At 47.7% G+C, this 13849-nt stretch carries 13 protein-coding genes and 1 pseudogene; 9 read left to right on the forward strand and 5 right to left on the reverse strand.

All coding sequences use genetic code 11. The features are described 5' to 3' along the window. Positions 1 to 42 precede the first annotated feature (42 nt). Complete coding sequence (gene nadE, locus ATB02_RS03580) at positions 43 to 870, reverse strand: ammonia-dependent NAD(+) synthetase (RefSeq protein WP_105271094.1); 828 nt, start codon at positions 868 to 870, stop codon at positions 43 to 45. 201 nt (positions 871 to 1071) lie between these two features. On the opposite strand from nadE, the gene osmE reads away from it, so the two are divergent. From osmE to chbG, 7 genes and pseudogenes are all read left to right on the forward strand, one after another. Next, positions 1072 to 1410 carry an osmotically-inducible lipoprotein OsmE gene (gene osmE / locus ATB02_RS03585; protein WP_105271095.1) on the forward strand — a complete coding sequence of 113 codons (339 nt, stop codon included), beginning with the start codon at positions 1072 to 1074 and terminating at the stop codon, positions 1408 to 1410. 298 nt (positions 1411 to 1708) lie between these two features. After that, complete coding sequence (gene chbB, locus ATB02_RS03595; protein ID WP_000412169.1) at positions 1709 to 2029, forward strand: PTS N,N'-diacetylchitobiose transporter subunit IIB; 321 nt, start codon at positions 1709 to 1711, stop codon at positions 2027 to 2029. Positions 2030 to 2113: 84 nt separating this feature from the next. Further along, positions 2114 to 3472, forward strand: a complete 1359-nt coding sequence (gene chbC, locus ATB02_RS03600) for a PTS N,N'-diacetylchitobiose transporter subunit IIC (protein WP_000073041.1) — start codon at positions 2114 to 2116, stop codon at positions 3470 to 3472. A 50-nt stretch (positions 3473 to 3522) separates the two neighbouring features. Next, positions 3523 to 3873 (forward strand): annotated as a pseudogene (gene chbA / locus ATB02_RS03605) (PTS N,N'-diacetylchitobiose transporter subunit IIA). Positions 3874 to 3880: 7 nt separating this feature from the next. After that, positions 3881 to 4723: a transcriptional regulator ChbR gene (chbR, locus tag ATB02_RS03610; protein ID WP_000983653.1), complete on the forward strand. Its 843-nt coding sequence runs from the start codon at positions 3881 to 3883 to the stop codon at positions 4721 to 4723. Positions 4724 to 4827: 104 nt separating this feature from the next. After that, positions 4828 to 6180: a 6-phospho-beta-glucosidase gene (gene celF / locus ATB02_RS03615; protein ID WP_105271096.1), complete on the forward strand. Its 1353-nt coding sequence runs from the start codon at positions 4828 to 4830 to the stop codon at positions 6178 to 6180. A gap of 12 nt (positions 6181 to 6192) precedes the next feature. Next, the gene (chbG, locus tag ATB02_RS03620) at positions 6193 to 6951 is read left to right on the forward strand and encodes a chitin disaccharide deacetylase (protein ID WP_032184358.1); all 759 of its coding nucleotides are present in this window, start codon (positions 6193 to 6195) and stop codon (positions 6949 to 6951) included. A gap of 46 nt (positions 6952 to 6997) precedes the next feature. Here the strand turns inward: chbG and katE are convergent, their stop codons facing one another. Beyond that, positions 6998 to 9259, reverse strand: a complete 2262-nt coding sequence (gene katE, locus ATB02_RS03625) for a catalase HPII (protein WP_000077828.1) — start codon at positions 9257 to 9259, stop codon at positions 6998 to 7000. Between the two features lie 182 nt (positions 9260 to 9441). Here katE and cedA point away from each other — a divergent pair, with 182 nt between their 5' ends. Then, the gene (gene cedA, locus ATB02_RS03630; protein ID WP_001241561.1) at positions 9442 to 9705 is read left to right on the forward strand and encodes a cell division activator CedA; all 264 of its coding nucleotides are present in this window, start codon (positions 9442 to 9444) and stop codon (positions 9703 to 9705) included. A 289-nt stretch (positions 9706 to 9994) separates the two neighbouring features. Beyond that, positions 9995 to 10798 (forward strand): hypothetical protein, encoded by an 804-nt coding sequence (locus ATB02_RS03635; RefSeq protein ID WP_032184355.1) that lies wholly within the window; start codon positions 9995 to 9997, stop codon positions 10796 to 10798. Positions 10799 to 10801: 3 nt separating this feature from the next. Here ATB02_RS03635 and tcyP read toward each other — a convergent pair whose 3' ends face one another. From tcyP to hxpB, 3 genes are all read right to left on the reverse strand, one after another. Further along, positions 10802 to 12193, reverse strand: coding sequence for a cystine/sulfocysteine:cation symporter (tcyP, locus tag ATB02_RS03640; RefSeq protein ID WP_001010714.1), 1392 nt, complete (start codon positions 12191 to 12193; stop codon positions 10802 to 10804). 132 nt (positions 12194 to 12325) lie between these two features. Continuing rightward, positions 12326 to 12916 (reverse strand): metal-dependent hydrolase, encoded by a 591-nt coding sequence (locus ATB02_RS03645; protein WP_001295408.1) that lies wholly within the window; start codon positions 12914 to 12916, stop codon positions 12326 to 12328. A gap of 162 nt (positions 12917 to 13078) precedes the next feature. Continuing rightward, positions 13079 to 13747, reverse strand: coding sequence for a hexitol phosphatase HxpB (gene hxpB / locus ATB02_RS03650; protein WP_032184353.1), 669 nt, complete (start codon positions 13745 to 13747; stop codon positions 13079 to 13081). Positions 13748 to 13849: the final 102 nt, after the last annotated feature.

Raw genomic sequence — 13849 nt, forward strand, 5'->3', positions numbered from 1 at the left:
GAACAAAGTACTCTTTTTCGCACAAACCAAATGTGCAAATTATTACTTTTTCCAGAAATCATCGAAAACGGTAATTGGCGGACGGCGTTTATGTTCGGTTTTCAGATACCAGTTCTCTATTGTTCTGGCGACCTGTTCAGGTAGGTTTTTCCCTTCCAGATAGTCGTCGATATTGTCATAGGTCACGCCGAGTGCCACTTCATCTGGCAGAGAAGGGCGATCATCTTCCAGATCGGCAGTTGGGGCTTTCTTATAAAGGTGTTCCGGGCAATCTAATGCTGCCAGTAACTGTTTACCCTGACGTTTGTTGAGGCGATACAGCGGATTAATGTCCGTACCGCCGTCACCATATTTAGTGAAGAATCCGGTAATGGCTTCTGCTGCATGATCGGTGCCCACCACGACACCGCTGGTCATACCCGCAATGCTATATTGTGCTTTCATCCGCTCACGCGCTTTTTCATTGCCACGGACAAAATCACTTAATTCAATACCCGCTTCGCGCAGCGCCTGTTCGCTGGCCAATACCGCGCCCTTGATATTAACGGTTAATACGCGATCCGGTTGAATAAAGGCAATGGCATCCTGACAATCTTGTTCGTCGGCCTGAACACCATAGGGCAGGCGTACGGCAATAAATTGCAGCGATTCGTTGCCGGTTTCCTGGCGCAGCTCATTAATTGCCATCTGGCACAGCTTACCGGCAAGCGTGGAGTCCTGACCGCCGCTGATCCCGAGCACCAGTGATTTAATGAACGGATAAGTTTGCAGGTAGCTTTTCAGAAAATCGACACTACGACGAATTTCCTCTTCAGCATTAATCTGCGGTTTTGCGCCCAGCGCCTTTATTATTTGTTGTTGCAATGTCATTGAACCCCTCCAGACAGAAAAGACAAAACTTCCTTAAAGCTAACCCGTTGCTACTGAAACGACAAGCGACAGCGGGCTGAATGGTGGTTAAAACGTCATACAGGAATCCTCTGAAAGCGGAGCCGTTTCGTTCACGGGCTTGAAAAAGCGCCCAATGTATTCCAGGCTTATCTAACACGCTGATAAACAAGAGGACGGAATATGAACAAGAATATGGCAGGAATTCTGAGTGCAGCGGCGGTATTAACCATGCTGGCGGGTTGTACGGCTTATGATCGTACCAAAGACCAGTTTGTACAGCCTGTGGTGAAAGACGTCAAAAAAGGCATGAGCCGGGCGCAGGTTGCACAAATTGCGGGTAAACCTTCGTCTGAAGTGAGCATGATTCATGCTCGTGGTACTTGCCAGACCTACATCCTGGGTCAACGTGATGGTAAAGCAGAAACCTACTTTGTCGCGTTAGATGATACCGGACATGTCATCAACTCCGGTTATCAGACCTGTGCTGAATACGACACTGATCCACAGGCTGCGAATTAATCACTTCGCCTGAAAGCTTGAGTAACAACGGAAACCGGCCATTGCGCCGGTTTTTTTTGGCCTGTGTTCTTAATTATCTTCGCGAATTATTTGCCCGAAATGTGAAGAGGGTCATAACCACAGGTCAAGGAGAGACAATTTATAAGGTCAAAGAAATACTATTGCTCAGGTCTATACCGTATACTCCTTTCAGCCACAAAAAAAGTCATGTTGGTTTCGCAAGTTACCCAGAGCATGGAAGCAGGTTAAGGCTTGCGGAGTGTCTGGCTGACAGATAATCGTCGATGAGGGCTGTTTTATGGAAAAGAAACACATTTATCTGTTTTGTTCTGCGGGCATGTCTACCTCTTTACTGGTATCAAAAATGCGCGCACAGGCAGAAAAATATGAAGTTCCGGTCATTATTGAAGCATTTCCGGAAACACTGGCTGGTGAAAAAGGTCAGAATGCCGATGTCGTGTTATTAGGGCCGCAGATTGCTTATATGTTGCCCGAAATCCAGCGTTTGTTACCCAACAAACCGGTTGAAGTAATTGACTCGCTGCTTTATGGCAAAGTCGATGGTTTAGGCGTGCTTAAGGCTGCGGTTGCAGCGATTAAAAAAGCCGCAGCAAATTAATTTATTTTAAATTTTCCCGTCAAAGAGTTATTTCATAAATCAATACCGCAATATTTAAATTGCGGTTTTTAAGGGTATTTTTCTATGAGTAATGTTATTGCATCGCTTGAAAAGGTACTCCTCCCTTTTGCAGTTAAAATAGGAAAGCAGCCACACGTTAATGCAATCAAAAATGGCTTTATTCGCTTAATGCCGTTAACCCTTGCGGGGGCCATGTTTGTATTAATTAACAACGTTTTTCTAAGCTTTGGGGAGGGGTCGTTTTTTTATTCCTTAGGTATTCGCCTGGATGCCTCAACCATTGAAACACTTAATGGTCTGAAAGGTATTGGCGGCAACGTATATAACGGAACATTAGGGATAATGTCTTTAATGGCACCGTTCTTTATTGGCATGGCGCTGGCAGAAGAGCGTAAAGTCGATGCGCTGGCGGCTGGGTTGTTATCCGTTGCAGCATTTATGACCGTCACCCCATATAGTGTCGGTGAGGCCTATGCGGTTGGCGCAAACTGGTTAGGTGGGGCGAATATCATCTCCGGGATTATTATTGGCCTGGTGGTGGCAGAAATGTTTACCTTTATTGTCCGCCGCAATTGGGTCATTAAATTGCCCGACAGCGTACCTGCTTCAGTATCGCGTTCCTTCTCGGCATTAATTCCCGGCTTTATTATTCTTTCCGTGATGGGGATTATTGCCTGGGCGTTGAATACCTGGGGCACCAACTTCCATCAGATCATTATGGATACCATCTCAACCCCACTGGCATCGTTGGGTAGCGTGGTGGGCTGGGCCTATGTGATCTTTGTTCCACTACTCTGGTTCTTCGGTATTCATGGTGCGCTGGCGCTGACCGCACTGGACAACGGCATTATGACGCCTTGGGCGCTGGAAAATATCGCGACCTATCAGCAATATGGTTCCGTCGAAGCGGCGCTGGCAGCCGGTAAGACCTTCCATATCTGGGCCAAGCCGATGCTGGACTCCTTTATTTTCCTCGGTGGCAGTGGTGCGACTTTGGGTCTGATCCTGGCTATCTTTATCGCTTCTCGCCGTGCTGATTATCGTCAGGTGGCAAAACTGGCGCTGCCGTCCGGCATCTTCCAGATTAACGAACCGATTCTGTTTGGTTTGCCAATTATCATGAACCCGGTGATGTTTATCCCGTTTGTACTGGTACAACCGATTCTGGCGGCAATCACTCTGGCAGCGTACTACATGGGCATTATTCCTCCGGTGACCAATATTGCACCGTGGACCATGCCAACCGGTTTGGGAGCCTTCTTTAACACCAACGGTAGCGTCGCTGCATTGCTGGTCGCACTCTTCAACCTTGGTATCGCAACGTTAATTTATCTGCCCTTTGTTGTGGTGGCTAACAAAGCACAAAACGCGATTGATAAAGAAGAGAGTGAAGAAGATATTGCTAATGCCCTGAAATTTTAATCGATACCGGTACGGGTAACGCTGTACCGGGAATAAATGAGGAACGATATATGATGGATCTTGACAATATTCCTGATACGTAAACAGAAGCTGAAGAGCTGGAAGAAGTGGTGATGGGGCTTATCATCAACTCCGGACAAGCGCGCAGCCTGGCGTATGCCGCACTGAAACAGGCGAAGCAGGGCGATTTTGCCGCAGCAAAAGCGATGATGGATCAGTCACGGATGGCATTGAATGAAGCGCATCTGGTACAGACGAAACTGATTGAAGGCGATGCGGGCGAAGGTAAGATGAAAGTGAGTCTGGTGCTGGTCCACGCTCAGGATCATTTAATGACGTCCATGCTTGCGCGTGAACTGATTACTGAATTAATTGAGCTTCATGAAAAACTGAAGGCATAAGGAGTCGATGATGCAGCCAGTGATTAACGCGCCGGAAATTGCCACTGCCCGAGAACAGCAGTTGTTTAATGGCAAAAACTTCCATGTGTTTATCTACAACAAAACTGAGAGTATCAGCGGACTGCATCAGCACGACTATTATGAATTTACTCTGGTATTAACCGGGCGTTATTTCCAGGAGATTAACGGTAAGCGCGTGTTACTGGAACGGGGCGATTTTGTTTTTATTCCGTTAGGTTCGCACCATCAAAGTTTTTATGAGTTTGGTGCCACGCGCATATTGAACGTTGGGATCAGTAAACGCTTTTTTGAGCAGCATTACCTGCCGTTGTTGCCTTATTGCTTTGTCGCTTCGCAGGTATACCGGACCAATAACGCTTTTCTCACCTATGTGGAAACCGTGATTTCTTCATTGAATTTCCGCGAAACAGGGCTGGAAGAGTTTGTTGAGATGGTTACTTTTTATGTCATTAACCGTTTGCGTCATTACCGCGAAGAACAGGTGATTGATGATGTACCGCAGTGGCTGAAAAGTACGGTAGAAAAGATGCATGATAAAGAGCAGTTTAGTGAATCGGCACTGGAGAATATGGTGACGTTGTCAGCCAAATCACAGGAATATTTGACGCGAGCGACTCAACGATATTATGGCAAAACACCAATGCAGATTATTAATGAGATCCGTATTAATTTTGCCAAAAAACAACTGGAAATGACCAACTATTCTGTGACGGATATTGCGTTTGAGGCCGGTTATAGTAGCCCGAGCTTGTTTATTAAAACGTTTAAGAAATTAACGTCCTTTACGCCTAAGAGCTATCGTAAGAAATTGACTGAATTTAATCAGTAAGTCGTTATACCTGACAATTCACATATCTGTCCTGTTGCTGGATTATTTATGTCCGGGGGGGCAGATATGCCAGATATCAGTACTCTGTACTGAAGGGAGAGTTTATGAACCAGATATTAAAAGTCGTCACTATTGGTGGCGGGAGCAGCTATACCCCGGAATTACTGGAAGGATTTATTAAGCGTTATCACGAATTGCCGGTCAGCGAATTATGGCTGGTGGATGTCGAAGATGGTAAAGAGAAACTGGATATTATTTTTGATCTCTGCCAACGGATGATTGATAACGCTGGCGTCCCGATGAAGCTTTATAAAACGCTGGATCGCCGCGAAGCATTGAAAGATGCTGATTTCGTTACTACCCAACTGCGCGTAGGCCAATTACCGGCGCGCGAACTGGATGAACGTATTCCATTAAGTCATGGTTATCTTGGTCAGGAAACTAACGGCGCGGGCGGTTTGTTTAAAGGTCTGCGTACCATTCCGGTGATTTTTGACATCGTAAAAGATGTCGAAGAACTTTGTCCGAATGCATGGGTGATTAACTTCACTAACCCGGCGGGAATGGTCACTGAAGCCGTTTATCGTCATACCGGATTTAAACGCTTTATCGGCGTGTGTAATATTCCGATCGGCATGAAGATGTTTATTTGCGATGTTCTGATGCTGAAAGACAGCGATGATTTATCTATCGATTTGTTCGGCCTCAACCATATGGTGTTCATTAAGGATGTGCTGGTAAATGGCAAATCACGCTTTGCCGAATTGCTTGATGGTGTGGCATCCGGGCAGTTAAAAGCATCTGGCGTTAAAAATATTTTCGATCTGCCATTTAGCGAAGGCTTAATTCGTTCTCTGAATCTGTTGCCGTGTTCTTATTTGCTTTATTACTTCAAGCAAAAAGAGATGCTGGCTATTGAAATGGGCGAATACTACAAAGGCGGCGCACGTGCGCAGGTAGTACAGAAAGTCGAGAAACAACTTTTTGAGCTATATAAAAACCCGGAGTTGAATGTTAAGCCGAAAGAGCTGGAACAGCGCGGTGGGGCTTATTACTCTGATGCAGCGTGCGAAGTGATCAACGCTATCTACAACGACAAGCAAGCAGAACATTACGTTAATATCCCGCATCATGGGCATATTGATAATATTCCGGCAGACTGGGCGGTAGAAATGACCTGTACGCTGGGGCGCGATGGCGCGACGCCACATCCGCGCATTACGCATTTCGATGATAAAGTGATGGGGCTGATTCACACCATCAAAGGCTTCGAGATTGCTGCCAGCAACGCCGCTCTTAGCGGGGAATTTAACGATGTGTTACTGGCGCTAAACCTTAGTCCGTTGGTGCATTCCGATCGCGATGCTGAGCTGCTGGCACGCGAGATGATTCTGGCGCACGAGAAATGGCTGCCAAATTTTGCCGACTGCATCGCAGAGCTTAAAAAAGCACATTAACCGAGGCTGATTATGGAACGCTTACTGATTGTTAATGCCGATGATTTTGGCTTAAGCAAAGGTCAGAACTACGGCATTATCGAGGCCTGTCGCAATGGGATTGTCACGTCGACGACGGCGCTGGTGAATGGGCAGGCTATTGACCATGCAGTGCAGTTGAGTCGTGATGAACCGAGTCTGGCCATAGGGATGCACTTTGTCCTTACTATGGGCAAGGCACTGACAGCTATGCCGGGGTTAACCCGCGATGGTGTGCTGGGAAAATGGATCTGGCAGTTGGCAGAAGAAGATGCTTTACCGCTGGAAGAAATTACTCAGGAGCTCGCCAGTCAGTATTTGCGTTTCATTGAGCTATTTGGACGCAAACCTACGCATCTTGATAGCCATCATCATGTGCATATGTTCCCGCAGATTTTCCCGATTGTTGCCAGGTTTGCGGCTGAAGAGGGGATAGCGTTACGCATCGACCGTCAGCCGCTATCTAACGTTGGTGATTTACCGGCTAATCTGCGCAGTTCGCAGGGATTCAGTAGCGCGTTTTATGGTGAAGAGATTAGCGAGACACTGTTCCTGCAAGTGCTTGATGACTCCAGTCATCGCGGCGAGCGCTCTCTGGAAGTGATGTGCCACCCGGCGTTTATCGATAATACGATTCGCCAGAGTGCTTATTGCTTCCCTCGGTTAACGGAACTGGATGTGCTGACTTCAGCGTCGTTGAAATATGCGATTGCTGAGCGTGGTTATCGGTTGGGGAGTTATCTTGATGTGTAAGTAAGGTGGTAAGGTCACTCCCCAGGGGGCGTGACCTTATCCATATTTACGCCGGGATTTTGTCAATCTTAGGAATGCGTGACCACACGCGGTGTGCTGCCATCAGCGTTAACAGTTCATCCATAAAACTACCATCGGCGCTGTCAGCTTCCACAATCCCTTCTTCACCCTGGTCAGCGACCTTGATTGTTGCTTTAAACTTGCGCGCGTCTCCCGCCAGCGCAATCGGTTTAAGGTGTTTGTAGGCTTCCATCAGGTAGTAGTTGGCATCGCCGTTGTCAGCGATATCCGCGATATTGCCGCAAGGGACAATAACCGCATCGACCGTCAGCGAAGGCGCTCCGGCAAATGTAGCGGCTATAGGCAGCACCGTACCGTCATCCGCAGTCACTTCACCCATTCGGGAGTAGAGCAGTTTGGCATGAACGCCTTTGGCCTTCAGCGCCTTGAGAATGGCCAGAAGGTCTGCCGATCTCACTTCATCATTAAGCAAAATCGCTACCACGCGACCTTTTACATCACCGTCAGGAATGGCGTACAGACTTAAGGATGGATCCTTTTTCAGACCGTTGACGTCCGGAGGCGGGGTGATATTCAGCTGGTCGTCAGTCAGTTCGATACCGAGATTTTTCGCCACCGCCTGGGCCAGAGTGAGATCAATATGCGCCAGCTGGTCAACAACGCGCTCACGAATATACGGACGAACTACTTTGCTTAACTCAAAGCTGAAACCATCGACAACATGGCGCTGCTCGAATGGCGTCTGACTTAGCCAGAACAGACGCGGATGGGAATAATATTCGCCAAACGATGGACTGCGCTCGCGAACTTTATTGCCTTCCACGCGTTCCTGGTATGATTCAAAACCGCCACGTTTCGGCCCCGGCGGTGTTTCGCGCGGCCAGTTATCGTTGATCGAGTTCGGTTCGTAATTCGCCGGGTTAGTGTCGATCCCCATACGATGCATGCCGTCACGCTGGAAATTATGGTAAGGGCAGGTCGGGCGGTTAATCGGAATCTCATGGAAATTTGGTCCGCCAAGACGACTGATTTGTGTATCGGTATAAGAGAACAAACGCCCCTGCAACAGCGGGTCGTTGGTGAAATCCAGACCGGGGACAATATGCCCAGGATGGAAAGCCGCCTGTTCGTTTTCGGCAAAGAAGTTATCCGGGTTGCGATTGAGCACCATTTTGCCAACACGCTGAACGGGTACCAGTTCTTCCGGGATGAGTTTGGTTGGATCGAGAAGATCGAAGTCAAACTTGAATTCATCTTCTTCAGGAATCAACTGGAAGCCCAGTTCGTATTCCGGAAAATCGCCTGCTTCGATGGCTTCCCACAACTCGCGGCGGTGGAAGTCCGGGTCACGTCCGGTTAGTTTTTGTGCTTCATCCCAAACGAGTGAGGCTTTACCTGCCAGTGGTTTCCAGTGGAAACGTACGAACGTTGCCTTCCCTTCAGCATTAATCAGGCGGAAGGTGTGAATACCGAAGCCTTCCATGGTGCGGTAACTGCGCGGGATCCCGCGATCCGACATCGCCCACATCACGTTGTGCAGAGTTTCAGGTTGCAGAGAAACATAATCCCAGAAAGTATCGTGGGCGCTTTGCCCTTGTGGGATTGCCCAGTGCGGTTCTGGTTTTACCGCATGAACAAAATCGGGGAATTTATGCGCATCCTGGATAAAGAAGATTGGCGTGTTATTGCCAACGAGGTCAAAAATACCCTCTTCAGTATAGAACTTGGTGGCAAAGCCACGGATATCACGCACGGTATCAGCAGAGCCAGCACCACCCTGAACGGTAGAGAAGCGTACAAATACTGGGGTGATTTTGTTCGGATCTGAGAGGAAATCCGCTTTGGTGATATCGCTTAAACTTTTGTATGGCTGGAAATAACCGTGAGCGGCTGAGCCGCGTGCATGAACAATACGTTCCGGGATGCGCTCATGGTCAAAGTGGGTGATTTTCTCGCGCAGAATAAAATCTTCCAGCAGCGTTGGACCACGGCTACCGGCACGCAGTGAGTTTTGATCATCGGCGATGCGCACGCCCTGGTTGGTGGTAAGTGCATAATTTTCACTACCTTTGCGAACGTCTTCCAGAGAATTGATTTTTTCGTTACGCGTATCAGGGGCTTTCAGACTCCCTGGCGCGGTTGGCTGCGCTCCCGGTGGCGTCGGTTCAGCCGCTGGACGATGGGAACCGTCCTCAGGTGCCAGTGAGTCCATCCCCGGTTTCGCTTCGCTGGAATCGTGTAGTGGTGACTGGTGCTGATGTGGGTTCTTTTCGTTATGTTGCGACATTGAACTCGTCTCCTTAATGTATTACTGAAAGGGCCGCTGTTTTGGTCAAAAAACCCTCTAACTATAGACCATCAGCCAGATCCCGCTTCGGAGACTATTCTGGAAACGGTGTTATGAAATACACGCAAAGCGGGACGTACAGGGACTAAATCGGCTAAACTACAGTTTTTCTGATTTTTAATATGCGTTTAGTGAAGCCAGTAATGAAGAAACCGCTCCGCCAGCAAAACCGCCAGATTATTAGCTATGTCCCACGCACGGAACCCGCGCCGCCAGAACATGCGATAAAGATGGATTCGTTTCGTGATGTCTGGATGCTGCGTGGCAAATATGTTGCGTTTGTACTGATGGGAGAGTCATTTCTGCGCTCACCGGCGTTTACTGTGCCTGAATCCGCCCAGCGTTGGGCAAATCAGATCCGCCAGGAAGGGGAAGTGACTGAGTAAGGATTACGTACCTCCCGGTTTTGCCGGGAGTTACATGGCCTGAAATTCTGTATTTCGATGCTACATTCATTCAAATCACCTGTAACAAAAAACTGCATTTAACGATCTACTGCTATAAAATAAATGCTCTTTTTTCTTTAACTGGTTATTAGTTCTAAAATGTCAAAATTATCCTGGTCAGGATGAGCTATTTTTGATAGTTCATTCTGTGACGTTACTCTTAAACTTAGATTGTCAATTACTCAAATCAAAATGCGTAATGATTAGGGTTTATAAACTGAGGTGATAGATGATTTATACAAGTCTAATACAGAGTAATTATTACAATGTGAATATTCAAAATCAGGCATTCGAACTCTATAAGGGAAAGCTTCAATCGACCCTGACAGAACTCGCTTTCTTTATATCAACGGGGCAATGTGGCAGCGATGAAATCGTTGAATCACACTTTAATTATATGATTGCCTCTATGTCTAATATTAAGTATGACGTATCCATACCCAGAGCACCAGTGCTTAGTTTTGACACGTCTCTGCCAGATAATATTAAATATAAAGTTATAATTGACAATCCCAATGGTAGTGAACTTCGTATAAGAAGTGTTAATGAGAGTTTTGCCGGAATGGATTTCGCTTTTGTCTTTCGCCCAGATAAGATGACTAATTTGATTAATATAAAAAATAAGTTGGTGATTTATTATTTGACAACCATTTACTATGATCAAGATTATATACATCCTGCCGGGAGTATTTTTTCTGCAATTCAAAATAATGAACGTTTGTTAAACTTCCCTTCGGTAATATCAATGCTTAATGTCAATCTTCTTTTTAATCCACTGAATCTTCCGGGAATGGGAAGTGGTGTGCTTGAAGAGATTATGAGTATTTCAGATAGTTCACTTAGAAAACGTCTTGGGTATGAGGTTTTAAGCTTCTCGCTACAAGCACATTCATTGAGTCAGGAATGTATTGATAAGTTAGCCATTTTTTTCGCTGACGATCTGTTTAAATATGAGTCAGTATGCATCGCCGCGATGGAATATTTAAAAAGTAAGGCAACGGCCCCTATACAAAACGGACCGTTGCCAGCATAAGAATTAACGGTGTGCCAGTTCGGCGTCGTCTTCGCTATCCAGAATGGCTTTATCGGTTTGCTTCAGCCACTGGCTGGTCAGCGTGCCAGCGGTCATCGAGCCACTAACGTTTAGCGCCGTACGGCCCATGTCGATAAGCGGTTCAACGGAGATTAACAATGCCACCAGCGTTACAGGCAGGCCCATCGCAGGCAGCACAATCAGTGCGGCGAAAGTTGCGCCACCACCGACACCGGCAACGCCTGCGGAACTAACGGTAACAATACCGACCAGCGTCGCAATCCACATCGGGTCCAGCGGGTTAATGCCAACCGTAGGCGCAACCATCACCGCCAGCATTGCCGGATACAAACCGGCACAGCCGTTCTGACCAATGGTCGCACCGAAAGAGGCGGCGAAACTGGCGATAGATTCAGGTACACCCAGACGACGCGTTTGTGCTTCCACATTAAGCGGGATAGACGCGGCGCTGGAACGGCTGGTAAAGGCAAACGTCAGTACTGGCCATACCTTACGGAAGTACTTCAGCGGGCTCACGCCATTAATGCCCAGCAGAAGGCCATGCACTGCAAACATAATCAGAAGACCGAGGTAGGACGCGACAACGAAACTACCCAGTTTGATGATGTCTTGCAGGTTAGAACCTGCAACCACTTTGGTCATCAGCGCCAGAACGCCGTAAGGGGTCAGCTGCATGACCAGGCGAACCAGTTTCATCACCCAGCTTTGCAGGGTATCGATAGCGGTTAAGACGCGTTCACCTTTCGGCGCATCATCCTTCAGCAGTTTCAGCGCAGCTACACCGAGGAATGCGGCAAAAATTACCACGCTGATAATTGACGTCGGATTGGCTCCGGTCAGATCGGCAAACGGGTTTTTCGGGATAAAGGACAAGACCAACTGCGGAACGCTCAGGTCAGAGACTTTACCAACATAGTTACTTTCGATGGCGTTCAAACGTGCAGTTTCTGCACCACCCTGAACCAGACCTTCAGCCGTCAAACCAAACAGGTTGGTGACCAGCACACCGACCAGCGCCGCAATCAGCGTGGTAAACAAAAGCGTTCCGATGGTCAGAAAACTGATTTTGCCTAACTGTGATGCGTTATGCAGACGGGCAACCGCGCTCAGAATAGAGGCGAAGACTAACGGCATAACGATCATTTGCAGCAGTTGAACATAGCCGTTACCAACGATGTTAAACCACTGTACAGAATCTTTAAGTACCTGGCTGTCAGAACCATAAATGGTATGCAGGGCGAGGCCAAAAACCACACCCATCACCAGACCCACCAGCACTTTTTTCGCCAGACTCCACTGTTTATGGCGGGTCTGAGCCAGCGCAAACAGCAGTACAACGAACACCACGATGTTCGCAATTAATGGAAAGTTCATCCCCGTTCTCCTGATCTTATTATTTCTATCACTGCGTAGCAGTCATAGTGTTGGCGCAAGATTAACAGAACTGTGAGCTGGCTCTTATATTCAAATGGAATTGCTTATTCCAGAAAGGCGATTTTTGCCTTTTTAGTATTCAACCTGATGCTTAATAAGCCGATGAAACTGGATCTGCAAGGTATTGATCATTTGCGATGACCAACGAACAGCGCTGTTTTCGGGTAATGAATGGGGCATCCATACCGACCAGACAAATAATGCCATGCAGATAAAACGTTCCAGTTGGTTGCCCTTTTGGGGAACCAGGATAGGCAAGCGGAAACGCCAGCGGCATGGCCAGAGCAGGGGAACACCGGCGGGTGTCAGCATATCGGCAAGTATGTGGCTCAAATAACCCAGTACCATTCCCTGCAACGCATCAGCCGGAATGAACCAGCTTTCAGGAACCTTAAGGTAAAAGGTTGCCAGCAGCGCAAATACCGCCAGCAGACTGTGGGTAAAACCACGATGCCCAAAAGCGCGGGCGATCGGTTTTGATATCCACTTTAATCGCTGCCCAAGAAACGACTTTGGGTGATCGATGTCCGGTAACAAACACGTCAGGATTGCGGAAGGGACAATATGCCACCAGTCACCCTGTGCCAGCACGGGCGTCAGCTCGGCATTTTTGGCAAATACCGCACAAGCAATAGAAAAGAGAAGGTGACCTTCCGCCGTCATGATAAAACTCACTAAACTGTCGATACGTACAGTATAGGGTTTTTATACAGTGCACGGAAGTAGTGACGGTGTAACTCTTTCTCTTAAATTGACGATTAATCCGCCAGTTGAATGCAAATTCAGATAAAGAACCAGGGGCAGCGTGATAACTGCCCTTGGTTATTAACCGAGAAGGTCTTTTGCGGTGAGTTCTGTCAGCGATGAGAGTTTGACGTTTGCTAATACAAAACGTGGATCTTTTTGCGCTTCTGGCGCAGGAACGACGATGGAACGCATGCGGGCTGCTTTAGAGGCGATCATGCCATTTACCGAATCTTCCAGCGCTACGCAGGTCAGCGGGTCAACGCCCAGTTTTGCTGCGCAGTCGAGATATACTTGCGGATGCGGCTTGCTGTAAGGCAATTTTTCAGCCGAGGCGAGGGCATCGAAACTGTCGCGTAAGTCAAACATGGTCAACACTTTTTCCAGCATATGTAGTGGTGACGCGGAGGCCAGTCCCACCAATAAACCTTGTTCTTTGCATAACGCAACGGCTTCACGCACGCCTGGCAATAATGGGCGTGTCTCTTCAACCAGTGAAATGGCACGAGCAATAACCCGTTCTACTACTTCCTGACGGCTTGGACCATTCCAGGGTTGCCGGGCGTACCAAAGATCGACCACCATATCGATGCGTAAACCTAAGGTGTCCGGCAGCTCGTTACGACGGGAGATATCCACCCCCAGGCTTGCCATCACATCCAGTTCGGCCCGATCCCATAAAGGTTCTGAGTCGATAAGTAATCCATCCATATCAAAAATTGCAGCAAGAATCTGACGCGGGGTTGACATTACAACCTCTCCTTTAGAGCATTATGTGTAAGGTATTAAGCCGTGCTTATGATTAAGCGCCTATCATATCGCCTTTAAAGAATGGGCGAAAACAGATATCTA

This window comes from Escherichia sp. MOD1-EC5189, from assembly GCF_002966045.1.
GTDB lineage: Bacteria > Pseudomonadota > Gammaproteobacteria > Enterobacterales > Enterobacteriaceae > Escherichia > Escherichia coli_F.